We start from the raw sequence: 22,058 nt of genomic DNA on the forward strand, positions 1-22,058 counted from the left end.
CCTGCGGGGCTATCTTTTGGCCGGGCAGGAACAATATCTAGCACCCTATGAAAACGGCGTCACCGAGACCTTTGCCGCCTTTGATGAGTTGTATGTGACCGTCAGCGATGAGCCTGAGATGATGGAGCGGCTAACGCAGGCGGAGAACATCCTGCGTGCCTGGCAGAATGGGGTTGCTGAGCAGGCCATTCAGCTTCGCCGCGATATAGGGGACGCAATGACCATGAATGATATGGCCGCCGAAGTCAGGAAGGCCAAGGGCGCTGAGTATTTTGATGCTTTCCGTTCGGAGATTGAGAGTTTCATTGATGAGGAAGAAGTGAACCTAAGCAATCGCCGTCAGGCTTTTGTGACCCTGGTGAAGACCGGCATTGCCAGCCCCGAGTTTATGAATAGTTCACTGGAAGCGGTGGAACGGTCTCATTCAATCATCAGCGACGCCAAAGACCTGCAGACCATCGCAACAGATCTGCAAGCGGGAATGCGTGGTTTCCTCTTGGTTGGTGAAAGCTCCCTTTTGGACTCCTTTAACACTGGTGCAGTTGAGTTCGAACGGCTGGTAGCTGAATTGGAAGTTAAGTCCGTCGATAGCATGATGCAGGAGATCCGGGCGCAAAAGATGGCTAAAATCATCGCCGATTGGCGTGAACAGGCGGTCGAGCCGCTGCTGCAATTGCGTCGAGAGATTGGCGATGCCAAGACGATGGATGATATGTCTGATTTCGTACGTGAAGGGCGCGGAGCTGCATATTTTGCCGAATTCATGGATATCATCTCTGCTTTTGAGGCGGAGGAGCTGGCCTTGATGCAGGCGCGTCGTGCTGACAACTTGGCGATCTCCGCGCAAGCTCAGACCATGATACCTGTCGCGATCGCAGTGGCTATTCTTCTTGGCGGTGCTTTTGCATTGGTCATCGGCACCGGCCTTGCACGTGCGGTGAACCGCATCACTGGATCTATGAAAGGGTTGGCGGGTGGCGACAATACCGTCGAAATCCTGGGTCAGGAACGGGGCGATGAGGTCGGCGAGATGGCGCGAGCGCTTGATGTCTTTCGCGATGCTCTGGTTGAGATGCAAGCCTTGGAACAGAAAAAGGCTGAAGGTCGCGATGCCGAGCTGAACCATGTGGTGGAGCGATTGACAACGGAGCTATCGCAGTTGTCCAAAGGCAATCTCCAGGCGCAGATCAAGGAACAATTCCCAGAGGATTACGAAAAGCTGCGGAGCGATTTCAATAATACCGTTCAAAACCTGCATAGTATCGTTGGTCAGGTAATGGACACATCCAGCAGTATTGGGAATGGCGCGGTAGAAATCAGCCAGGCCTCGCAGGATCTGTCACATCGCACCGAAAGCCAGGCGGCTACTCTGGAGGAAACAGCTGCTGCACTGGATGAGCTGACAGCTTCGGTCAAATCTGCGGCTGAGGGGGCAAAAGCCGTGGAAACGACCATGGAAGCAGCCCGCGTTGAAGCTCAGAGCAGCGATGCAGTGGTTCAGAAAGCTGTGGCTGCAATGACAGAAATCGAAAGCTCCTCTGAGAGCATTTCGCAGATTATCTCAGTGATTGACGATATTGCCTTCCAGACCAACCTCTTGGCACTGAATGCCGGTGTCGAAGCCGCCCGTGCTGGCGAGGCGGGACGCGGGTTCGCGGTTGTGGCTAGTGAGGTTCGTGCCCTGGCCCAGCGATCCTCTGATGCTGCGATGGAGATCAAAACTTTGATTGATGACAGTAGCAAGCAGGTCGAACGCGGGGTTGATCTGGTGGGCCGGGCAGGCGGCGCGCTGCAAAATATCGTAGAGCAAGTGAGCCGGATCTCTGTTCAAATCTCGGGTATTGCCGAAGGCGCAGTTGAGCAGTCCACCGGGTTGAATGAAATCAACTCTGGTATGATGCAGCTGGACCAGGTGACCCAGCAAAATGCGGCTATGGTCGAAGAGGCCACTGCGGCTAGCATGCTGCTGAAAACGGATGCTGGCAAACTGGTGGAGCTGATGGGGAGCTTTGAGATTGAAGACACGCCCCAAACCGCGCCTGTGCCAAGTTTTTCCACGCCTGAAGAAGCACCAGCATTGGATTTGGGGGGCTTTGAGAGCGAAGAGAACTGGGAGGACCTTGCAGAGGATCAGCCCGCCCTGGCTGCCACCGGCACCGACGGGGTGCGTGGTTGGGAAGATTTCTAACCTTTAAATCTATTCCAGCTGGACAAAGATGAAAAAGGGGCCCTGCCAATTGGCGGGCCCCTTAGTTTTTTGGGGGGCAGATGACAGCCCCGTAGCGCCAGCGCTGTTACAGCTTGATCCTGAAACGGGCAAATCCCTCTGGTCCTTCGCCCGCCGGTGAAATGGTAACGCCCTGAACATCCTCAACATAGTCGCTTGCCTTGGGGCCGGTGTCGAACAAAACGCTGGTGCCGGGTAAAGGCGCAAAGCTCCAGTTTGCATCGGCGCGGGGGCTGATGGTGCCCTTTTCCACGATATAGCGAACGATAACATCGCGGTTGGTGTCTGGTCCTTCAAAGACGATGGTATCGCCCTCGGCACCCGGGAAGGCCCCCCCGCCGGAGGCCCGGTAGTTGTTTGTGGCCACGATAAATTTGGCCTCTGGATCAATGGGGGCGCCGTTGAAGGTCAAATTTATGATGCGATTTGCCTCTGGGTTTTCCAGTGTTCCCTTGCTGTTGAATTTTGAGGGCTGGCTCAGGTCGATCTGATAGCTCACCCCATCCATCACATCAAAGTTGTAGCTGGGAAATTCGGGGTTGAGCAGCAGCTGATCAGCCTTGCCTGCTTCCACCTGATTGAACATGCCCGCAGAGCGCTCCAACCAGTCCTTGACCTGGGCGCCAGTCACCAGAACAGCCCGGGCGGTATTGGGGTAGAGATACAGATCCGAGACATTTTTGATCGCCACATCACCCTCTGGCACATCGGTGAAATACTCGGGCCCACCACGGCCACCGGCCTTGAACGGGGCCGCCGCGGAAAGAATGGGCAGGCCTTCATATTCGGTGCCCTTGAGCATCTGAGCAATGTACCAACTCTGCGCGATGGAGACGATCTGCACTGAAGGATCATCCGCAACCAGGGCGAAATAGCTGTGCAGCGGCGCATCGGTTTTACCAACGGCACGGCGCACATAGGCCAAGGTCTCGTCATGTTCCTGTTGGACCGAAGCCAGGACCTTGGCGTCGCTTTCAACCAGCGCGGTGATCGAGCGATCCTCATTTCGTTTTGAAATAGGCCGCGCCTCGGAGGCATGGCCAACAACGCGCCAGCCGCCCGCGTCGCGTTCCAGCATCAGATCAATCAGACCCAGGTGGCTGCCCCAGTAGCCGCCCATGGTGGCAGGTTTGCCCTGCAACGTGCCTTTGGCTACGTCGATGCCTTCCAACCCGTCGTATTTTGACGAAGGGAACACCAGGTGGCTGTGGCCGGTCATGATGGCATCAATCCCCTCAACCCCGGCCAGTACAAGCGAGGCGTTCTCCATGCCCTCGCGTTCCTGTGTCTCACCAATTCCAGAATGCGACAGGGCGATGATAATATCGGCGCCTTTTTCCTTCATTTCAGGTACATAGGCGCGGGCTGTTTGCAGGATGTCGCGGGCCTGCACATTGCCTTCCAGATGGCGGCGGTCCCAGTTCATCACCTGCGGTGGCACAAAGCCGATGAGACCGATCTTGATCGCATGTTTTTGTCCGGCGCCATCGGTCAGCTCGCGATCCATCAACACATAGGGGGGCAGCAGGGTTTTGTCCGCCCTCGGGTCGGCGCCTGTCTCTTTGGCGATATTGGCACAGACCACTGGGAAGGCAGCTCCCGAGAGGGATTTCATCAAGAAATCAAGTCCATAGTTGAATTCGTGGTTGCCCAGGGTCGAGGCGTCAAAACCGACAGTATTCATAGCCTGAATTACTGGATGCAGATCGCCTTCGCGCATGCCACGCTCATAGGCGATGTAGTCCCCCATGGGGTTGCCCTGCAAAAAGTCGCCATTGTCCAGCAGCAGCGCATTGGTGGCTTCAGCCCTTATCTCATTGACAATGGTGGCTGTGCGGGCAAGCCCAACGGTATCGCGCGGTTTGTCGGCGTAGTAATCATAGGGGAAGACATGCACATGCAAATCCGTGGTTTCCATCAGGCGCAGATGCACCTGATTGGTGGACGCCTGAAGCGAAAAAGGATGCAGCGCGATGAGGCCAGCACTACCAGCGAGAAAAGACCGGCGGTCAAGTGAGATCGGCATGTTGAAACTCCCAGTGTCAATTTTCTGCGTGACTATCCGGTAACGATAACAGCAAAATGACAAAGGTGCTGCTGAAACTCGCCAAAGGCCTCGGGCGTTTAGTTCACCAATCCGGTCTCTTTTAGCATGCCCCGCCGTTTGGCCTCGTAATAGTAGCCTCGCGAATAGTGTTTTACGGCTGTGTCATAATCCCCATCCGACAAAAGCCAGGCGCCGCGCAGGTATTTCACGGCAAACTCTAGGTTTGTATCAGCATCTAGCAGATCCTCTGGCTTGCCGGAAAACCCCATGGACCGCGCAGTGGCAGGCAGGATTTGCAGCAGCCCATAGTAGGGCCGGTTGATGGCCCAGGGGCGGTGGGTGCTTTCTCGGATCGCCAGCCGGTGCACCAGGGGGCGGGGCACCTCGTAGTAGTCGGCCCAGTAATTGATGCTTTGGCGTAGCTCTGGGGTTTCGTTGGGATAAAGCGGCAGGGCAGGTTGTCTCTGACCACCGCTGTCGAGGGCCTGACTGCAGGCCATGGTTCCCAACGGAGCCGCCAAAGCAATCAAAAGAACAAAAGTCTTATGGCTGATGTTTAGGGGCAAAATGGTGAAATCTCCATTCGATCAAGAGAGAGGTCTTAGACCTGCATAGTGGATTCTAGAGGTTCCTTTTGGAAAGGAAAGAAAGCTCTGCTCGGGTCGGCGGGAAGGCTCTCATGATTGGAGTGGCTGCGCCAAAACAGGGGAGATTATCCTGCTTTGGCGCTCTCTTGGGGCAGGCAGGATCTAGCCGATGACTGGGTGGTCCCGGTTCTGCATGCAGCGAATGATCATTTCCCGCTGCTTTTCCTCCTTGTCCATTGTGCCTTCAGCCGCGCCTAACAGCCCACCGATGGCTGCGCCGGCAAGGGCTTCTTCGTGGGACTCGGTTGCCCCAGCTGCTGCGCCAAGCAAGGCACCCGCAATGGCCCCTTCGGAGGTCAGCTCGTTGTCGTATTGCAATGCTATTTGGCGGCATTCCACCAGGTCATTGTTGTAACGCGCATTGATTGGGCCACTGGTGCGCAGCGGTTCCGCTGTCGGCGATAGGTCGCAGGCGCTCACCACCAGGCCAAGTGCGGTTACGGAAGCGGTCAAAATCAATTTGGTGGTTACCATGTTTACGGTCATTGCAGTGATCCTCGTTACTGAATTGGAAGGCGAAATGCCTGATGTTGTGATCGGCCTGGAACATAGGGGGCAAATTTCGATCTGCAACAAAAAATTTCTGTAAAACAATAAAAAATGACGATCTGACGAAAAACTCTTGCTATCCTCCATGGAGGCTGCGATGACCAGAGAGGAATGCAACAGGAGATGCCATGGCCTTGGTCGCGAGAATTTTGATGGGGGTGACCAGCGCGTTGATGGTGGCCTATATGGTGTTGATTTTCAGTCTGGTGATCATCGGAGACTATGATGAGATCTGGGATCTTGCCGATTTCCCGCCACAGGACTTTGCCCCAGCTGTGCTGGGTATTGTTCTGGGCCTGTTCTTTGCTGTCGTATTTGTTGGCGGAATTCTGATAACCTTCTGGCAATCACACCTGTTGCTGAAACTCGGGCGCGATCACCTGTTTCGCGCGCTGGCGCATCGGCTGCGCCTGTGTGGCGGGGGCCTGGCAATGATGTGGCTGGGCCTATATGCCTTTATGAACGTGGTGCCATTGGCAATGTCCATGGGACGGGTCGCGCCCGAACTCATGGAGATCCAATGGGCACCCTTTGAGATCGAAACAGTGTTTCTGGTGTTGGCAGTGGTGATGATGGCCCTGTCAGAGACCTTGACACGTGCGGCAGAGATCGAAGACGAAAATAACCAGTTCCTATAAGGGGATAGGCATGCCGATCCGGGTGAACCTCGACATGATGCTGGTGCGTCGCAAAGTAAAGTCACGAGAGCTGGCTGCCGCCGTGGGTATTACCGAGGCAAATCTGTCCCTGCTGAAATCTGGCAAGGTAAAGGGCGTGCGCTTTGCGACGCTGGATGCGATCTGTCAGTTTCTTGAGTGCCAGCCAGGCGATATTCTGGAGTATCTGCCAGAGGAAGAGGCTTAGCTGCCTCCTCCCCCGAAGGACCAGATCGGATCTAGCCGGCCAAAAATCGTGCCAGGGTCAGCCAGATACGGGGTGGCCGCGCTGCTGCATACATTGCACCAGATAGTTGCGCTGCGCTTCCTTGACCTGAGCATCGCCAATTGCGGCGCCAACGGCGGCACCGACGATGGCACCAGCCAGTGCCTTGTCGCCACTCTCAACAGCCCCGCCAATGGCCCCACCTGTGCCACCGATCGCGGCAGTTTTACCGATATGCCCCTGTCCAACACGGCGGGCTTCTGCGCGGCATTGGGCCTCATCAGCTGAAAAACTTGAGGAGGGTGTACCGCTCACTTGGAGCGGCGCCTCCAAGGGGATTGTGTTACAGGCCGCCAGTGCCAGCAAAAGGAAGCTGCCGGTAAGACCTGTCAAAATTCGGCTGTTCATATGCTTTGCTCCTTAAATCCATCGATATCACAGTATCAAGGTAGGGGGGAGCGGTCCATTGAGCTAGTACTGAATGAAAAAAGGCCACACCGCAGGGGCGTGGCCTTTTCGAATAGATGTCAGATCAACCGGCTGATCAGGCTGCGGGCTCTTCGTCAGAGGCTGCAGCTGGGGCATCGCCCTCATCGTCGTCAGATGCGGCTGCGCCGATATCGTCAAACAGTTCCGAGATTTCGAATTCAGCAGCGGCTTCCTCTTCGGCAGCGAGCTCCTGGATCGATTTACCGGAGGCCTGCAGCTCAGCTTCTTCTTCAGAACGGGCTACGTTCATCTTGATCTGAGCTTCGACTTCGGGGTGCAGTTTAACAACAACGGTGTGCAGGCCGAGGTCTTTGATCGGATCGATCAAGACAACCTGCTTTTTGTCGACCGAGAAACCAGCTTCGGTTGCGGCTTCAGCTGCGTCACGTGGTGTAACGGAACCGTAGAGCGCACCAGCATCGGAAGCAGAGCGAATCACGATGAACTGTTGACCGTCCAGCTTTTCAGCCAGAGCAGCAGCTTCTGCTTTGGTTTCCAGATTGCGTGCTTCCAGCTGCGCTTTCTGGGCCTCAAAGGCGGCCAGATTGGCTTCCGATGCGACCTTGGCTTTCGCCTGAGGCAACAGGAAGTTGCGGGCAAAACCGGGTTTGACGTCTACGACGTCACCCATCTGGCCCAGCTTGGCCACACGTTCAAGAAGGATAACTTGCATTGCTCAGGTCTCCTTACTTAACAGCATAGGGCAGCAGGGCGAGGAAGCGGGCGCGCTTGATAGCACGGGCCAGTTCACGCTGCTTCTTTGCCGAAACGGCGGTGATGCGCGAAGGTACGATCTTGCCACGCTCAGAGATGTAGCGCTGCAGAAGACGGGTGTCTTTGTAGTCGATCTTTGGCGCGTTGTCGCCCGAGAAGGGGCAGACTTTACGACGGCGGAAAAATGGTTTGGCTGCCATGGTTTAGCGTCCTTTTCTCAAGCTAGATCAGCGGCGCTCGCGACGGGTGTCGCGTTCGTCACGTTTCTGCATCTGGACCGAAGGTCCTTCGGCGTGCTCGTCGACCTTGATGGTCAGTACGCGCATCACGTCATCATGCAGGCGCATCAGGCGTTCCATTTCCTGGATAGCCGCTGCAGGTGCATCGGTACGCAGGAAGGCATAGTGGCCCTTACGGTTTTTGTTGATCTTATAGGCCATCGTTTTGACGCCCCAGTATTCACTGTCAACGAGCTTACCTTCGTTGTCAGCCAATACGGCACCAAAATGTTCGACGAGACCTTCAGCTTGCGAGTTGGACAGATCCTGACGCGCAATCATAACATGCTCATAGAGGGGCATGCGAACTCCAGTTTGTTTCAAGGCGCATTTCATAGACCGGGCGGTTGAGCCTTCCGCTGCCCTGTCACGAGAGTCTGCGCGGATCGAATGTGTCGCGGAAGGATGGCCTCATATAGCGGCTTTGACGCAAAGCGCAAGGCAAAATGGGTGATCACACATGTTAGGCGTGCAAAGGCGATCTTCTGAACCGCTTTCTGGGGTGAGCTGGGCTCCGTATACCCATGGAAACGCGAAAAAAGAACCAAAAATCAACAATTCCCGCCATTCTGCCCCATTGTTGCCCCATTCTTCGCGTCAACCTTGGTTAACAAAAGGTTAACCCGCGCGAAGTGGGGGCGATTGGGCAGATTGAGGTAGACAATGAGCATATCCAGCGAGGCAAGCCTGCCTTATGGGCAGCAACATCGTAACAGGTTTGCGGGCAGTACACTTTCTGGTGGAGGCCTCGCAACGGCGATGCCATTGGTATTGAGTTTTGAGGCGAACTGGCGGCTGCGCACCGTTTTGCTGCGGGGCTTGGGACTTGCCATGATGGTCAGTGCCAGCGGGCTTTGGCTGTTTCCTGGCAGTGTTGCTGACCCTGAGCTTAACCTGTTGAAGGTTGGGCTGTCGGTGCTGTTCTTTGTGCTCGGTGCCGTGTTGATGACGACGCGTGATCTGCGCAACCAGCCGGAGGCTTGTTTTGACCCGGTGCGCCGTGAATTGCGCGTGCTGCGCCGAGATGCGCATGGGCAGCCCAAGACTGTGCTGCGTCGTAGCTATGACACTATTGGCGGTGCCCGGTTGAGCAACGGCGCAGTGCAATTGTTTGAAAATGACGGCAGCCTCTTGATCGAGGTGCCTCTTGGTAGTTCCGCCGCCCGTAGCCAATTGCGGGACCAGCTGAGCGGTGCTGTACAATTGTTCAGCTGATCCGTTCACTTCCGCGTGATCGGTACTGTTGGGCACACCTAAGATAGTCAGTAAACACAGGGCTCTGCGTCACCGCGTAGAGCCTTTGTTCTTTTCTCAACAGGTTATGTTGGAAAATGCCGGTTTCATTTTTTTGTCCTAGGTTACAAATTCAGTTCGTACGGTGAAAACACCTTCAAAACGCATTATCTCCAACGGAGCCTGAACTTATGAAAAATATCCTAGCTGCTGTAGCACTTGTCGGCCTGAGCACCACCGCAGCCCTCGCGGCCCCCGAGAAATACGTGCTGGATTCCAGCCACAGCCAGGTTGTGTTCAACTATAACCACCTTGGGTTCTCGACCACCTGGGGCATGTTCTCTGGTTTCGAAGGCGAGATCATGTTCGATCAGGAAGCCCCTGCAAACTCCAGTGTCTCCGTTTCCATGCCGCTGAGCTCGATGCTGACAGGCTGGCAGGCCCGTTTCGACCACTTCATGTCCAAAGACTTCTTTGGCGCCGAGGGCGACGAACTGGTCACCTTTAAATCGACCAAGATCGAAGTGACTGGCGACACCACCGCCAAGATCACTGGTGATTTGACCCTAAATGGCGTCACCAAGTCGGTGGTGCTGGATGCGACACTGAACCAAGCTGGTGATCACCCGATGGCAGGTAAGCCCTGGGCTGGTTTCGACGCCACCACAACCTTGGTGCGCAACGACTTTGGCCTGGGCAAATTTGCACCCTATGTGAGCGACGAAGTGGCTTTGCAGATCTCTGTTGAAGCGATGAAAGCTGACTAACAGCTGCTGAGCAGCTTTGGTGAGCAATAAGGTTGAGGCGCCGCGTCCCACAGGGAGGCGGCGCTTTTTCATGTATGAGGCCCTGGCGGTAATTCCGCGCTGCTGCCTCGTCGCATAACCCAAAAACCATGGTGACATCTGTGATACCAAACCCCTCATGTCGCAGACTATCAGCGAGGGCGTTGAATTGTGGATTTGTGAGCGTGAGGCAATCTATCTGAAATGCCTCAGCCTGTGGGTGGTGATCTTCGACCTCCCACAAAACCCGCAACAGGCTGTCCTGCGGGCGTTCCGTGCTCTTTAGGTAAAAGAGCGCGCTGCCCTTTGCGAGGTTGCTTTGCTGCGTAAACCACTTGGCGTTTGCGACTGACCAAACAAGCCAGAGCGCGCCAGTTGGTGTGCTAGAGTGGCTTACGTCGTAGGAAATGCGGGTCAACATCGCCTCAAAATGGCGCAGGTAGGCCAGGCTGTCGATGCTATCCTAACCCCCAATCCATAAATCAGCACTCACGGACCTGGCCCTCGACCCTAGAAACGGAAAACCTCCCCAGGTTGCCCTGGAGAGGTTTGGTGAGTGGTGGTTTGTGAGTGGGGCGCGGCGTTAGTTGGTTTGTTGAGCGGTCAGGGAAATATCCAGAACAACTTCAAAGCCCAGTGTACCCTCGTCCTGGGTGCCCGCACCAATGTCAAAGTCGAGCCTGTTCACCACTGCCTGGCCCTGCATCTGGGCGGTGTCGCCATTGATCTGCAGGGTAAAGGGCAGAGTGAGGGGCTGGGTCTTGTCACGGATCGTCAGCTCTCCGACTGCTTGATAACCGTTCTCCAGCTTTTCCAACTGGGCCTCAAACCGGGCTTTGGGGTAGGTGGAGCTATCAAAGTAATCCGCCCCCATAGCCTGATCCGTGACGGTCCCAAGGGTAAGTGAGGCAATGTCTATCTCAACCGCAACCTTGCCTGCGGGGCCGGGTGATTCCGGGTTATCAAAAGTGATAGCTGCTTCCCAGTTGGCAAAAGATCCGCTGACGCCACTGCCCATCTGCTGGATCGTGAGGCCAAGAGTACCCTCCTGAACCGCCCAATTCCCAGCGCCTGCGGTCTCAGCCATCTCGCTGGAGGCGCCTGCCTCTGCGGTCTGTTCTGTCACCGGGTTCGGCTCGGCATGGCTATGACTGCTGTGATCTTGGGCTTCTGATCCCAGCATGGTACCGCCGGTTAGCACTGCAGCCCAGACCACCAATGCAATGCCTGCCGGTGCCATACTGTGCTGCTGCGCGGGAGGCATTGGCAGATCGCCTGAGTTGGGCAGCATGCGCCGTAGGGTTGCATCGCGGTCGATCACCGCATGTTTCAACGCGCCCGCAACGTGCAGCCCGAAAGTGACAAGCAGGGCTTTGGTAGAAATCCAGTGCAGCGCTCCAAACAGCCCGGCGGTGGCTTCAGACTTGGCGACAAAGGGCAGATCTTGTCCAAAGGGCCACCAGATTGGGGCAAAACCTGTGCTGGCAGCATGGTGGATCCAGCCGGTCAAGGGAGTTGCGACCATGGCCCCATAAAGTACCCAGTGCACAACCTCTGCCGCCAGCGCTTCAGGTTTGTTTTCAGGGTGCAGTAGGCCTGGCTTGGGCTGAGACAGCGCCCATAGGATACGGGCTAGCCCGGTAAAAAAGGCTGCAACGCCAATGGTCTTGTGGATCGTAAACAGTAAAACGGCGCGCGATAGCGTCTGCGCAGAGCCATCAAAACTGGGGCTTTGGATTTCGTGTGCCAGATTGTTGGCAATCAATCCAATCAAAAAGGCCGAAACTAACAACAGAGCTGTAAGCCAGTGAAAGCTCTTGGTGACACTGCCGTAGCTGGAGGTGGTGTTTTGGGCGGACACTTGGGCGGTTCCTTGTACAGGTAGGGTGCCTTTCAATCTAGCCATACGGCAAAACCATGCAATGGGGGGCAATGTCCGTTTGCGAACAGCGACTGTGCAGAACGCGGCAACGAGCGCGGTCCCTTCGCCGGGCGCCTTGGCCCTAGGCGAGACAGGCAAAGGAGAACTCTGTCCAGTTCTCTTGTACGTTGGGTCAGCTGCGGCTAAACCGGGGAAAACGACAGCGAAGGAAGTGACCCTTAATGACGATCGCATTTGTATTTCCGGGGCAGGGCGCCCAGGCCATTGGAATGGGCCAGGCATTGGCAGAGACTTATCCGGCGGCAAAGGCTGTCTTTGAGGAGGTCGACGCGGCGCTGGAGGAAAACCTCAGCACATTGATCTGGGAGGGCGACATCGAGACGCTGACCCTGACCCAGAACGCCCAACCAGCCCTGATGGCCACGTCTTTGGCGGCGATGCGCGCGTTGGAGGCCGAGGGCATTGCGATTGATCATGCCAAATTTGTAGCGGGTCATTCGCTTGGGGAATATTCGGCGCTGGCCGCTTCTGGTGCGATTTCCATTGCCGATACCGCACGCTTGCTGCGTACTCGCGGCGAAGCCATGCAAAGTGCGGTTCCCGTCGGTGTGGGCGCTATGGCTGCGCTGTTGGGGCTGGATTTTGCCACCGTAAAAGAGGTCGCCGCCGAAGCCGCCGCGCCAGGCGAAGTGGTTCAGGCCGCCAATGACAATGATCCTACTCAGGTGGTTGTCTCTGGTCACAAGGCCGCTGTGGAGCGCGCCGCTGAGATCGCCAAGGGGCGGGGTGCTAAGCGTGCAGTAATGCTGCCGGTCTCGGCTCCGTTTCACTGTGCGCTGATGCAGCCTGCTGCAGATGTCATGGCAGAGGCCCTGGCTGAGGTCGAGATCAAAGCCCCTGCCGTGCCGCTGATCGCCAATGTACGCGCTGATGCGGTGAGCGATCCGGCTGAAATCCGCCAATTGTTGGTCGAGCAGGTCACTGGGTCGGTGCGCTGGCGCGAAAGCGTTCAGGTGATGGCTGCCAAGGGCGTCACTGAATTTTGGGAAATCGGCTCTGGCAAGGCGCTGTCGGGCATGATCCGAAAAATTGAGCGCAGCCTGACCTGTCGCCAGTTTGGCACCCCCGAGGCGGTTGCAGCCGTCAAGGAAGCTTGAGCCCACGCACATGAGATAGGTGTGGCCGGGTGTGGCAGGAATGACCTGGGCCAAGTACCTGAAAACAGAGGAAATGACATGTTTGATTTGACTGGCAAAAATGCCTTGGTAACCGGTGCCTCGGGTGGCATCGGCGGCGATATCGCCCGCGCCCTACATGCAGCGGGGGCAACTGTTGCGCTCTCTGGCACCCGCGAAGCCCCGCTGCAGGAACTGGCAGCTGAACTTGGCGAGCGGGCCCATGTGGTGACCTGCAATCTGAGCGATGCCGAGGCCGTTGAGGCTCTGCCTAAACAGGCGGCTGAGGCCATGGGCAGCGTTGATATCCTGGTGAACAATGCCGGGATCACCAAAGACAATCTGTTCATGCGGATGAAGGATGACGAGTGGCAGAGTGTGCTGGAGGTGAACCTCACCTCAACCATGCGCCTGTGCCGTGGGGTGATGCGCGGGATGATGAAGGCCCGTTGGGGTCGTATCATTAATATCTCTTCGATTGTTGGCGCCACCGGCAATCCGGGGCAGGGCAACTATGCCGCTTCCAAAGCGGGGATGATCGGCATGTCGAAATCCATCGCCTATGAGGTCGCAAATCGGGGCATCACGGTGAACGCGGTTGCACCTGGTTTCATTGCCACCGCCATGACCGATAAGCTGAACGATGCGCAAAAAGACGCCATCCTGACCCAGATTCCTGCCGCGCGTATGGGGGATTCGAAAGAAATCGCCGCAGCGGTGCTCTATCTCGCCAGCCCAGAGGCTGCCTATGTGACTGGGACGACGCTGCATGTGAACGGCGGTATGGCGATGCTCTAGCGGTGTTTGTGTTGTGATATTGCCCTAAAACGGAACAGAAAAATGTTGCAGAATCGGGTTGCTCACAGCACAAGTTCCCCCTGGCCGTTGAGAATATCATATTGATATCAATAGGGTCTTAGAAATACTCGGTGTTGCCCCTTGTCCTTGAGGACGGGCGGCGCCATTTGCTCGACTGGGCCGGTCACTGCAGACCATAGGCGTGAACAGCAGATGTAGCGAAACCATTTGCCTCTGCGCTGGTCTGTGCTATAGGCGGCCCGTATTCGTCCTGACGTTTCCCTGGGAAGGGGAAGCGATCGGGTAGCTCTCGTTTCTGAGAGCAGAACCGCCCGCATCGGGCAAAACAATGCCACCCCAAGCGGGAACGGGCAAAACCGGGCAATCTGCCCTGAAGAACGAGGAAATGACATGAGCGACGTCGCAGACCGCGTAAAAAAGATCGTTGTAGAGCACCTGGGTGTTGAAGAAGAAAAAGTGACCGAAAACGCGTCCTTCATCGACGATTTGGGTGCAGACAGCCTCGACACCGTTGAGCTGGTCATGGCATTTGAAGAAGAGTTCGGTATCGAAATCCCCGATGATGCGGCGGAAACCATCCAGACATTTGGCGACGCAGTGAAGTTCATCACCGAAGCTTCCTAAGTTTCAATCACAGTAATGTGATCGACTAAACGGCGCTTTCCACCAGGGAAGCGCCGTTTTGCGTCTCCCGCCCCTTTCTGTTCTGCCGCAGGCTCGACCTATGGTGCATCGATATGTGCTATCATGCAGAGGTTGAGCAATCAGGAGGAACTTCGGGATGCAGATTTATCCAACAATGGAACTGCTAGACGGGCACTGTGTTACCCTGGAAAAGGGGCGCTTGGATGACCCTCTTGTCTGGCATGTGGATCCGATCGCAAAGGCGAGAGAATTTGCCGCCTGCGGCGCCGAATGGATGCATCTGACCGATTTCAACGCAGTCCAGGGCGATGACAGCAACCAAGATCTGGTCAAGGAAATCATCCGCACCGTGGGTATCCCGGTCCAGCTGGGTGGTGGCATGCGGAGCCGAGAAAGCGTCGAATCCTGGATCGACCAGGGAGCGGGCCGTGTGGTGGTCGGGACACTGGCGGCTTTGGATCCGACTTTGGTCTCTGAGTTGGCGAAACAGCACCCTGATCAAATTGTGCTGGCGGTGGATGTCTGGCAGGGGCAGGTCATGACTGAAGGCTGGCGAAAAGCAGGGGCTTTTGATCCAGAAACCTATATTTCCGCCTTTGGAACGGCTCCCTTTGCAGGAATCATTGTTACAGATATCGACAGCGATATGTCTGATCTAGATGCGCAATTGGGTTTGATCTCGGGTCTGGCTGCGGTCGCGCATGCCCCGGTGATCGCCAGCGGTGTTGTGCGCAGCGCCGATGATATCTCGCGCCTGAAATATATCAACAATATTGCGGGCACATTGGTCGGTCGGGCGCTGTTCCGTAAGACCTTAACGCTAGAAGAGGCCTTGGATGTCGCCCAGCCACAGCCCGAGCAAGTCGCTGAATTCATTTGATCTAGACCGGCGTTGTTCTTGACCCTGCACGGGCAATGACCGGGTCGTCCCTCCGCGGGGGGGGAACGGAGCAGCAGTTTTCGTGGTGGGCGCGCGCTGCCCTTTGCCCGGTTGCTCGTTTGTGGCGAAGATCGACTTGTTTTGAAAACTCCTCTGCCAAGGTTTTATTGGCGCACTTGCACCTCTTGGGCATTACAAGCTATCTGGGTGAGCGAATTGCCGAGGCAGAGGAGAGCAAGGAATGCGTCGAGTCGTTGTAACCGGACTGGGATTGGTCACACCATTGGCGACCGGAGTCGAAGAGACTTGGTCGAGCCTGTTGGACGGTCAGTCTGGCGCCGGGCCAATTACGCTGTTTGACGCAGAGGCCAGCGGTGTTGCAACCACCTATGCCTGCGAGGTTCCGCGTGGGGATGGCACAGAGGGCACCTTTAATCCCGATGACTGGGTAATCAAGAAAGATCAGAAAAAGATCGATGACTTTATCCTCTATGGCATCGCCGCCGCCGAAATGGCCGTGCGGGATGCGGCGTGGACTCCAGAAGACACAGAAAGCCTGGAGCGCACTGGCGTGATGATCGGCTCCGGTATCGGAGGGCTCAGTTCCATCGCGGATACAGCCGTGATGATCAAGGAAAAAGGCCCGCGCCGGGTGTCTCCTTTCTTTATTCCGGGTGCCTTGATCAATTTGATCTCTGGCCAGGTTTCCATCCGCTTTGGCTTCAAAGGCCCAAATCACTCGGTTGTGACAGCTTGTTCGACGGGGGCCCACGCCATTGGCGATGCGGCCCGGCTGATCAAATCCGGTGATGCCGATGTGATGATTGCAGGCGGAGCCGAAGCGGCGATCTGTGAGATTGGCATTGCCGGCTTTAACGCCTGTAAGGCGCTGTCGACCAAACGGGCGGATGACCCCAAATCTGCCTCGCGCCCTTATGATTCCGATCGTGACGGGTTTGTCATGGGCGAGGGGGCTGGGGTTGTAGTGCTGGAAGACTATGAGCACGCCAAGGCGCGCGGCGCCAAGATCTACGCCGAGGTTCTGGGCTACGGGTTGTCTGGTGATGCCTACCACATCACCGCGCCATCCGAGACAGGCGAAGGCGGCGAGCGTTCCATGCGTGCCGCGCTGAAGAATGCGGGTCTTGAGCCCAAGGACGTTGATTATATCAATGCCCACGGCACCTCAACTATGGCCGATACGATTGAACTTGGTGCCGTAGAGCGGATGCTTGGGGATCACGCGGCCAATGTCACCATGTCCTCGACCAAATCCTCTACCGGCCACCTCTTGGGGGCTGCTGGTGCGATCGAGGCCATCTTTTCGATCCTCGCGATTCGGGATCAGGTGGCCCCGCCGACCATTAACCTGGACAACCAAGCGGTTGAAACACCGATTGATCTGGCGCCAAATACCAAGCGTGCGCGCAAGATTGATGTGGCCCTGTCCAATTCCTTTGGCTTTGGCGGCACCAATGCCTCTGTTGTCTTCGGGAAGCCCAAATAGATGTGGCGTAGCCTGGCCTCAAATATGCTGACCGTTCTGGTGGTGCTGCTGTTCCTTTTGGGCGGTCTCATCCTCTGGGGTAAGTCTCAGTACACCAGCCAAGGTCCCTTGGAGACAGCAATTTGTCTTCAGGTCCGCCCCGGGTCCAACATGACACGGGTGAGTAACGAACTGGAACGTCAAGGGGCAGTTGCCTCTGGCATGATGTTCCGGCTCAGCGCGAAGTACACGGAAAAGTCCAGCCAGCTTAAGGCTGGTAGCTTCTTGGTACGACCTGGCACTTCAATGGAAAGCATCCTGGATCAGATCACCCAGGGCGGGGCGAGCACCTGCGGCACCGAAGTTGTGTACCGCGTTGGCGTTACACGGCTGCGCGCCGAAGTGCGGGAGCTGGATCCTGCCTCTGGAAAATTTGTTGAGCGGGCAGAGTTTGAGCTGGGCGTTGATGAGGCACCGGAGATCTTTACCGAGCTGAAGTCTGCTGCAGATACCCGCTTTCGCGTGGCTCTTGCGGAGGGTGTGACCAGTTGGCAGGTAATGACTGCGTTGCAAAACATCGACATCCTCTCCGGTGACCCCGGTGAGCGCCCGGCAGAGGGCATGTTGGCGCCTGACAGCTACGAGATTATCTCTGGCCAGTCCCGTGCCGAGGTTCTCGCGCGGATGCAGCAGCGGCAGGAATTGCTGATTGCTGCGGCCTGGGAAAACCGCAGCGAAGAGGCCGCTGTCCAAAGCCCTGAGGAGATGTTGATCCTGGCCTCAATTATTGAGAAAGAGACTGGTGTTGCCCGTGAACGGGGGCAAGTGGCCAGTGTCTTTACCAACCGTCTGAACCGCGGCATGCGACTGCAAACGGATCCAACCGTGATCTATGGGGTCACCAAGGGAGAAGGTGTGCTGGGCCGTGGCCTGCGCCAAAGCGAGCTGCGCAAGGTAACCCCCTGGAATACCTATGTTATTGAGGGGCTGCCGCCCACCCCCATCGCGAATCCTGGTCAGGCGAGCCTCTTGGCTGCGGTAAATCCGGATGAGACCGATTTCCTGTTCTTTGTTGCGGATGGCACTGGTGGCCACGCCTTTGCAGAGACGCTACAGCAACACAATCGCAACGTTGCCAAATGGCGTGAGATCGAGGCGCAGCGCAATAACAACTAACTGCGCTGCTGCGCGCAAATACCATGAGACATGATCCCGCCCGCGTCGTTTGACGGGGGCGGTTTTTTGTTGTCGTGCCCCTGCCACTGCACGTTTCAGAACCCCGTGTGGTTAAGCTTTCCTTTTATTCTCGGACGCTTGGCAACTCCGGCTCATTTGACTTTTGAACGCGCCATGGCCTAATTTACCCAGCAGCTGAAAAAAGACCGAAGGTGAATGTTCTGGCGGCTGAAACAAGCTTTCAGCGTCAGCTCTTTAACCTCTGTGTCTTTTATCGTGCTGGGGGCCCCTTGAATGAAAGGCCCATGCTCAGATGTCACAGACCGAGCCAACCCACCAAACTCAAAACACCCAGGATCTGTTTCGTTCGCTGTCGCGATCAATCCAACGTCTGCGTCAGGAGGCTGAAGATCTTCAGCAACAGCTTGCCGTATCCGGGGAGGAGGCTCTGAATGGGCCACTTCCCCGGATCGCAAAACTTGAGGGGCTCATCAGAGATTGCCAGAAAGTGGAGAAAACCCTTGTCGAACACACCGCCCAGGGCCTCGAGGATCAGCAAGGGCGAGATCTCGCCGCAGCCCGAGCTGAAGTCAGCTGCCGCCTGGATCGCCTGCGCGTCACCGCAGGTGCAGAAAGCACTGATCAACGGCTTAAGTGACAATGCGATCCTCTGCTTGCCCTATCTGTTTGAGTTCTGGGCGCATGCGCACCAATTGCCCCCGTCGGGAGAGTGGCGCACCTGGGTCATCCTGGGGGGGCGTGGGGCAGGCAAAACCCGCGCTGGCGCAGAATGGATCCGCACGCAGGTCGAAGGGGCCACCCCCCTTGGCCCTGGACGGGGGCGAAGGCTTGCCCTGATTGGGGAAACCTATGATCAGGTGCGTGATGTTATGATCCTGGGCGATAGTGGCATTCTGGCCTGTTCCCCCTCAGACCGCAGGCCACAATGGAAGGCTGGTGAACGTAAACTGATCTGGGCCAATGGTGCCATGGCTCAGGCCTTTTCTGCGCATGACCCTGAGGCACTGCGCGGGCCGCAGTTTGACACTGCCTGGGCGGATGAACTGGCCAAATGGCGGCGCGCGAGAGAGGCCTGGGATATGCTGCAGTTTTCGCTGCGGTTGGGGGATGATCCGCGCGTTTGTGTGACCACGACTCCGCGTAACGCAGCCCTGTTGCGGCAACTGTTGGCAAGCCCATCAACGGTGAAAAGCCACGCAGCCACCGAGGCCAACCGGGCCAATCTGGCGCCGTCGTTCCTGAGCGAAGTCCGCGCCCGCTATGCAGGGTCCCGACTGGGGCGTCAGGAGCTGGATGGGATTCTACTGAGCGACGTTGAGGGGGCAATTTGGCGGGCCGCTCAATTGGCCGAGTTGCAGGTGCCCACAGCCCCTGCGCTGGACCGTATCGTTGTGGCGGTGGATCCGGCTGTAAGTTCGGGGAAGGGTTCGGATGCCTGTGGGATCATTGTTGCGGGGGCCTGCCTGCAGGGGCCAGTGGAGACTTGGCGCGCCTATGTCTTGGCGGACCGCACAGTTCAGGGGGTCGGCCCGCTGGCCTGGGCCAAGGCGGTGATCGCAGCACATCAGGAGTTTGCAGCCGATCGGGTGGTGGCCGAGGTAAACCAGGGGGGCGCGTTGGTGGAAAATCTGTTGCGCCAGATCGACCCATTGGTGGGTTTTCAGCCAGTTCACGCCAGCCGGGGGAAGGTCGTGCGCGCAGAACCTGTTGCCGCACTTTATGAGCAGCATCGGGTGCATCATTTGCCAGGCCTGGCGGAGTTGGAAGAGCAGATGTGCCAGATGTCGCAACAGGGCTTTCAGGGGCAGGGCTCTCCGGACCGGGTTGATGCACTGGTTTGGGCGCTGCACCAGCTTATCCTGGAACCGAGCCTGCGCAAAGGCCTGCCACGGGCCCGAATGGTCTAGGCCTATGGGGCGATGCAACATCTCACACAGAGGTATATGCCCTTAAATACAGTGCCATAGACTCTCCGTTTCGCGAGGCGAGCACGCTGCCCATCGCGGATCTTTAGATCTCCAGGTCATATCTTTTCTTCTGCAAAGGGCGCGATGCCCGAAGACTTGATTACAGGAGCGGCCCATGAGGTTTGACCTACCTTGGCGCAAGACACAGCCCAGCGAGCCTCTGGCGGTTCCGGCTAATGCAACGCAGTCCAAGTCCAGTGCCGCCACGCGTGGTATTGCTATTCAGGCCGGTGGGGCATTCCCGCTCAGTGCAAGGGATAACAACTCCTTGACGCGTCTGGGTTACCAGAGCAACCCCGTCGGCTTTCGCGCGGTGCGTATGGTGATCGAAGCAGCAGCAGCGCTGCCGCTGGTGGTGCAGGACGCTGCGCAGCGGTATGAGACCCATCCGTTGCTCACGCTCATCACTCGCCCAAATGCGGCGCAGACCCGACAGGATTTCTTCGAAACTCTGTTTGGCCACCTGATGCTTTCTGGAAACGCCTATGTAGAGGCCGTGAGCGAGGACGAGAACTGGCCTGCGGAGCTGCACCTGCTGCGCCCCGATCGCATGTCGATTGTCCCTGGGCCAGATGGCTGGCCACAGGCCTATGACTACACGGTGGGCGGGCGCAAGCATCGCTTTGCCTGTGAGGGCGGGCGTGCTGCGATCCTGCATCTGAAGAACTTTCATCCGCAGGATGACCACTATGGGCTAGCACCGATTCAGGCTGCGGCGCTTTCGTTGGATGTGCATTCAGCAGCGTCTCAATGGTCCAAAGGGTTATTGGACAACGCTGCGCGCCCCTCAGGGGCGCTGGTTTGGGCGGGCAGTGATGGGCAGGGAGCCCTGTCAGACGACCAGTTTCGCCGATTGAGCGATGAAGTCGAGGCCAATTTTCAGGGGGCGCGTAATGCTGGGCGACCCATGGTTCTGGAAGGTGGGCTGGACTGGAAACCGATGGGGTTTTCTCCGTCAGATATGGAGTTCCAAAAGACAAAGGAAGCCGCTGCCCGTGAAATTGCCCTAGCCTTTGGGGTGCCGCCCATGCTCTTGGGCCTTCCCGGAGACACCGCCTATTCAAACTATCAAGAAGCGAACCGGGCCTTCTATCGGCTGACAGTGGTGCCTTTGGTCGCCCGGATCGCCGCTGGCCTCTCCGATTGGCTCTCTGGTTATGGCGGTGAGTTGATTGAGCTCAAGCCAGATCTTGACCAGGTATCTGCCCTGTCAGAAGAGCGCGAACGCCAGTGGCGGCGGGTTGCGACGGCCGATTTCCTCAGTCAGGCGGAGAAACGGAAACTGCTTGGCCTGCCGCCGCTGCCCGAGGGGGAAATGGATGGCTGAATACCCAATGCCGCCCTTTGACTGCGCGCCAGGACTGCGGCTTTCGGCCCATGAGAAGGTCATTCAGGTCCAGCTGCAATCCCTGGAACGCCGACATCAGCAGTTGGAGCAACTTTTGGAGCGGCTAGAGCGACGTCTTTGGCTGACGCTATACGGCGTTGCTGCAGTGATACTGATGCGGGCGCTCCAGTCCCTGCTGGCGATAAGTTGACGTACTTTCAATCTGTTAAGTGAGGACTTTCATGAAGGTTGAGACTGGATTTGAACATAAGTTCTCTCGTTTTGGAGAGATGCTGACGGTTCAAGATGACAACGTGATCCAAGGCTACGCCAGCCTGTTCGGAGAGGCCGATCAAGGTGGCGACATTGTCGCAGCGGGGGCCTATGGGGCCTCGCTCAAACAGCTCGCAAAGACGGGGTGCCGCGTCAAGATGCTTTGGCAACATGATCCGGCGCAGCCCATTGGTGTTTGGGAAGAGCTACGTGAGGACGGTCGTGGCCTATGGGTCAAGGGCCGCCTGTTAACGGAGATCTCTCGTGGGGCGGAGGCTGCTGCACTGATCGCAGCCGGAGCCATTGAAGGCCTGTCGATCGGCTATCGGACCAAGCGAGCCCGCAAAGGCGAGGCTGGTGGGCGCGTGCTTACCGAGGTTGAGCTTTGGGAGGTGTCTTTGGTGACGTTTCCGATGCTGCCCTCAGCGCGGATCATGGGCCAAAAGGCGGAGGCAGAGGACCGTGAGCTGAGGCAACTGGTGTCTGATCTGCGCCGTGCCAGCCGCGATATGGGAGGCTTAACCCTTTAACCTTCGATGACCAGAACAGGACAAAA

Annotated in this window: 23 protein-coding genes; 15 read left to right on the top strand and 8 right to left on the bottom strand. The window is 57.1% G+C overall.

Going from position 1 to position 22,058, the window contains the following annotated elements; genetic code table 11:
• The coding region (locus tag MED193_RS02975; RefSeq protein ID WP_157041448.1) for a methyl-accepting chemotaxis protein at positions 1–2,188 on the top strand (2,188 nt) is incomplete at its 5' end.
• Between the two features lie 106 nt (positions 2,189–2,294).
• Here MED193_RS02975 and MED193_RS02980 read toward each other — a convergent pair.
• The 3 genes from MED193_RS02980 to MED193_RS02990 all read right to left on the bottom strand — a co-directional run bounded on the left by MED193_RS02980 (position 2,295) and on the right by MED193_RS02990 (position 5,407).
• Entirely contained in the window at positions 2,295–4,253 is a 1,959-nt protein-coding gene (locus MED193_RS02980; protein ID WP_009808156.1) for a bifunctional 2',3'-cyclic-nucleotide 2'-phosphodiesterase/3'-nucleotidase, read from the bottom strand.
• A gap of 98 nt (positions 4,254–4,351) precedes the next feature.
• Positions 4,352–4,774, bottom strand: a complete 423-nt coding sequence (locus tag MED193_RS02985; protein ID WP_050757616.1) for a transglycosylase SLT domain-containing protein — start codon at positions 4,772–4,774, stop codon at positions 4,352–4,354.
• 249 nt (positions 4,775–5,023) lie between these two features.
• A complete protein-coding gene (locus MED193_RS02990) occupies positions 5,024–5,407 on the bottom strand; it encodes a glycine zipper domain-containing protein (protein WP_198133847.1) in 384 nt (127 codons plus the stop codon).
• Positions 5,408–5,598: 191 nt separating this feature from the next.
• On the opposite strand from MED193_RS02990, the gene MED193_RS02995 reads away from it, so the two are divergent.
• Complete coding sequence (locus MED193_RS02995) at positions 5,599–6,108, top strand: hypothetical protein (protein WP_009808160.1); 510 nt, start codon at positions 5,599–5,601, stop codon at positions 6,106–6,108.
• 10 nt (positions 6,109–6,118) lie between these two features.
• Entirely contained in the window at positions 6,119–6,334 is a 216-nt protein-coding gene (locus MED193_RS03000) for a helix-turn-helix transcriptional regulator (protein ID WP_009808161.1), read from the top strand.
• 57 nt (positions 6,335–6,391) lie between these two features.
• Here MED193_RS03000 and MED193_RS03005 read toward each other — a convergent pair whose 3' ends face one another.
• The 4 genes from MED193_RS03005 to rpsF all read right to left on the bottom strand — a co-directional run bounded on the left by MED193_RS03005 (position 6,392) and on the right by rpsF (position 8,136).
• Positions 6,392–6,760 carry a hypothetical protein gene (locus tag MED193_RS03005; protein ID WP_009808162.1) on the bottom strand — a complete coding sequence of 123 codons (369 nt, stop codon included), beginning with the start codon at positions 6,758–6,760 and terminating at the stop codon, positions 6,392–6,394.
• 136 nt (positions 6,761–6,896) lie between these two features.
• Positions 6,897–7,514, bottom strand: a complete 618-nt coding sequence (gene rplI, locus MED193_RS03010; RefSeq protein WP_009808163.1) for a 50S ribosomal protein L9 — start codon at positions 7,512–7,514, stop codon at positions 6,897–6,899.
• 13 nt (positions 7,515–7,527) lie between these two features.
• Entirely contained in the window at positions 7,528–7,755 is a 228-nt protein-coding gene (gene rpsR, locus MED193_RS03015; protein ID WP_005982441.1) for a 30S ribosomal protein S18, read from the bottom strand.
• A gap of 27 nt (positions 7,756–7,782) precedes the next feature.
• Positions 7,783–8,136, bottom strand: a complete 354-nt coding sequence (gene rpsF / locus MED193_RS03020) for a 30S ribosomal protein S6 (protein ID WP_009808164.1) — start codon at positions 8,134–8,136, stop codon at positions 7,783–7,785.
• A gap of 360 nt (positions 8,137–8,496) precedes the next feature.
• On the opposite strand from rpsF, the gene MED193_RS03025 reads away from it, so the two are divergent.
• Both MED193_RS03025 and MED193_RS03030 read left to right on the top strand, forming a co-directional pair.
• Complete coding sequence (locus MED193_RS03025) at positions 8,497–9,048, top strand: hypothetical protein (protein WP_254655427.1); 552 nt, start codon at positions 8,497–8,499, stop codon at positions 9,046–9,048.
• 209 nt (positions 9,049–9,257) lie between these two features.
• Positions 9,258–9,833, top strand: a complete 576-nt coding sequence (locus MED193_RS03030) for a YceI family protein (RefSeq protein ID WP_009808166.1) — start codon at positions 9,258–9,260, stop codon at positions 9,831–9,833.
• A gap of 601 nt (positions 9,834–10,434) precedes the next feature.
• On the opposite strand, the gene MED193_RS03035 is transcribed toward MED193_RS03030, so the two are convergent.
• Positions 10,435–11,712 (bottom strand): cytochrome b/b6 domain-containing protein, encoded by a 1,278-nt coding sequence (locus MED193_RS03035; RefSeq protein ID WP_009808168.1) that lies wholly within the window; start codon positions 11,710–11,712, stop codon positions 10,435–10,437.
• A 242-nt stretch (positions 11,713–11,954) separates the two neighbouring features.
• Between MED193_RS03035 and fabD the strand changes: the two genes are divergently transcribed.
• The 10 genes from fabD to MED193_RS03090 all read left to right on the top strand — a co-directional run bounded on the left by fabD (position 11,955) and on the right by MED193_RS03090 (position 22,032).
• Positions 11,955–12,890: an ACP S-malonyltransferase gene (fabD, locus tag MED193_RS03040; RefSeq protein ID WP_009808169.1), complete on the top strand. Its 936-nt coding sequence runs from the start codon at positions 11,955–11,957 to the stop codon at positions 12,888–12,890.
• 78 nt (positions 12,891–12,968) lie between these two features.
• The gene (fabG, locus tag MED193_RS03045) at positions 12,969–13,706 is read left to right on the top strand and encodes a 3-oxoacyl-[acyl-carrier-protein] reductase (RefSeq protein WP_009808170.1); all 738 of its coding nucleotides are present in this window, start codon (positions 12,969–12,971) and stop codon (positions 13,704–13,706) included.
• A 411-nt stretch (positions 13,707–14,117) separates the two neighbouring features.
• Positions 14,118–14,351: an acyl carrier protein gene (locus MED193_RS03050; protein WP_009808171.1), complete on the top strand. Its 234-nt coding sequence runs from the start codon at positions 14,118–14,120 to the stop codon at positions 14,349–14,351.
• 157 nt (positions 14,352–14,508) lie between these two features.
• The gene (locus tag MED193_RS03055; RefSeq protein ID WP_009808172.1) at positions 14,509–15,252 is read left to right on the top strand and encodes a HisA/HisF-related TIM barrel protein; all 744 of its coding nucleotides are present in this window, start codon (positions 14,509–14,511) and stop codon (positions 15,250–15,252) included.
• A 241-nt stretch (positions 15,253–15,493) separates the two neighbouring features.
• Positions 15,494–16,759, top strand: coding sequence for a beta-ketoacyl-ACP synthase II (fabF, locus tag MED193_RS03060; RefSeq protein ID WP_009808173.1), 1,266 nt, complete (start codon positions 15,494–15,496; stop codon positions 16,757–16,759).
• Complete coding sequence (gene mltG, locus MED193_RS03065) at positions 16,760–17,914, top strand: endolytic transglycosylase MltG (RefSeq protein ID WP_009808174.1); 1,155 nt, start codon at positions 16,760–16,762, stop codon at positions 17,912–17,914. It begins immediately after the preceding gene.
• 521 nt (positions 17,915–18,435) lie between these two features.
• A complete protein-coding gene (locus MED193_RS03075) occupies positions 18,436–19,842 on the top strand; it encodes a DNA-packaging protein (protein WP_254655428.1) in 1,407 nt (468 codons plus the stop codon).
• 175 nt (positions 19,843–20,017) lie between these two features.
• Entirely contained in the window at positions 20,018–21,229 is a 1,212-nt protein-coding gene (locus MED193_RS03080) for a phage portal protein (RefSeq protein WP_009808177.1), read from the top strand.
• Positions 21,222–21,440 (top strand): hypothetical protein, encoded by a 219-nt coding sequence (locus MED193_RS03085; RefSeq protein ID WP_009808178.1) that lies wholly within the window; start codon positions 21,222–21,224, stop codon positions 21,438–21,440. The genes MED193_RS03080 and MED193_RS03085 overlap by 8 nt, the downstream gene beginning before the upstream one ends.
• Positions 21,441–21,471: 31 nt before the next feature.
• Entirely contained in the window at positions 21,472–22,032 is a 561-nt protein-coding gene (locus MED193_RS03090) for an HK97 family phage prohead protease (RefSeq protein ID WP_009808179.1), read from the top strand.
• Positions 22,033–22,058: the final 26 nt, after the last annotated feature.

Source organism: Roseobacter sp. MED193, assembly GCF_000152965.1.
Lineage (GTDB): Bacteria > Pseudomonadota > Alphaproteobacteria > Rhodobacterales > Rhodobacteraceae > Pseudophaeobacter.

Coding starts and splice junctions, on each gene's coding strand:
- MED193_RS02980 (WP_009808156.1), bottom strand. CDS start 4,253: ATGCCGATCTCACTTGACCGCCGGTCTTTTCTCGCTGGTAGTGCTGGC.
- MED193_RS02985 (WP_050757616.1), bottom strand. CDS start 4,774: ATGGCCTGCAGTCAGGCCCTCGACAGCGGTGGTCAGAGACAACCTGCC.
- MED193_RS02990 (WP_198133847.1), bottom strand. CDS start 5,407: ATGACCGTAAACATGGTAACCACCAAATTGATTTTGACCGCTTCCGTA.
- MED193_RS02995 (WP_009808160.1), top strand. CDS start 5,599: ATGGCCTTGGTCGCGAGAATTTTGATGGGGGTGACCAGCGCGTTGATG.
- MED193_RS03000 (WP_009808161.1), top strand. CDS start 6,119: ATGCCGATCCGGGTGAACCTCGACATGATGCTGGTGCGTCGCAAAGTA.
- MED193_RS03005 (WP_009808162.1), bottom strand. CDS start 6,760: ATGAACAGCCGAATTTTGACAGGTCTTACCGGCAGCTTCCTTTTGCTG.
- rplI (WP_009808163.1), bottom strand. CDS start 7,514: ATGCAAGTTATCCTTCTTGAACGTGTGGCCAAGCTGGGCCAGATGGGT.
- rpsR (WP_005982441.1), bottom strand. CDS start 7,755: ATGGCAGCCAAACCATTTTTCCGCCGTCGTAAAGTCTGCCCCTTCTCG.
- rpsF (WP_009808164.1), bottom strand. CDS start 8,136: ATGCCCCTCTATGAGCATGTTATGATTGCGCGTCAGGATCTGTCCAAC.
- MED193_RS03025 (WP_254655427.1), top strand. CDS start 8,497: ATGAGCATATCCAGCGAGGCAAGCCTGCCTTATGGGCAGCAACATCGT.
- MED193_RS03030 (WP_009808166.1), top strand. CDS start 9,258: ATGAAAAATATCCTAGCTGCTGTAGCACTTGTCGGCCTGAGCACCACC.
- fabD (WP_009808169.1), top strand. CDS start 11,955: ATGACGATCGCATTTGTATTTCCGGGGCAGGGCGCCCAGGCCATTGGA.
- fabG (WP_009808170.1), top strand. CDS start 12,969: ATGTTTGATTTGACTGGCAAAAATGCCTTGGTAACCGGTGCCTCGGGT.
- MED193_RS03050 (WP_009808171.1), top strand. CDS start 14,118: ATGAGCGACGTCGCAGACCGCGTAAAAAAGATCGTTGTAGAGCACCTG.
- MED193_RS03055 (WP_009808172.1), top strand. CDS start 14,509: ATGCAGATTTATCCAACAATGGAACTGCTAGACGGGCACTGTGTTACC.
- fabF (WP_009808173.1), top strand. CDS start 15,494: ATGCGTCGAGTCGTTGTAACCGGACTGGGATTGGTCACACCATTGGCG.
- mltG (WP_009808174.1), top strand. CDS start 16,760: ATGTGGCGTAGCCTGGCCTCAAATATGCTGACCGTTCTGGTGGTGCTG.
- MED193_RS03080 (WP_009808177.1), top strand. CDS start 20,018: ATGAGGTTTGACCTACCTTGGCGCAAGACACAGCCCAGCGAGCCTCTG.
- MED193_RS03085 (WP_009808178.1), top strand. CDS start 21,222: ATGGCTGAATACCCAATGCCGCCCTTTGACTGCGCGCCAGGACTGCGG.
- MED193_RS03090 (WP_009808179.1), top strand. CDS start 21,472: ATGAAGGTTGAGACTGGATTTGAACATAAGTTCTCTCGTTTTGGAGAG.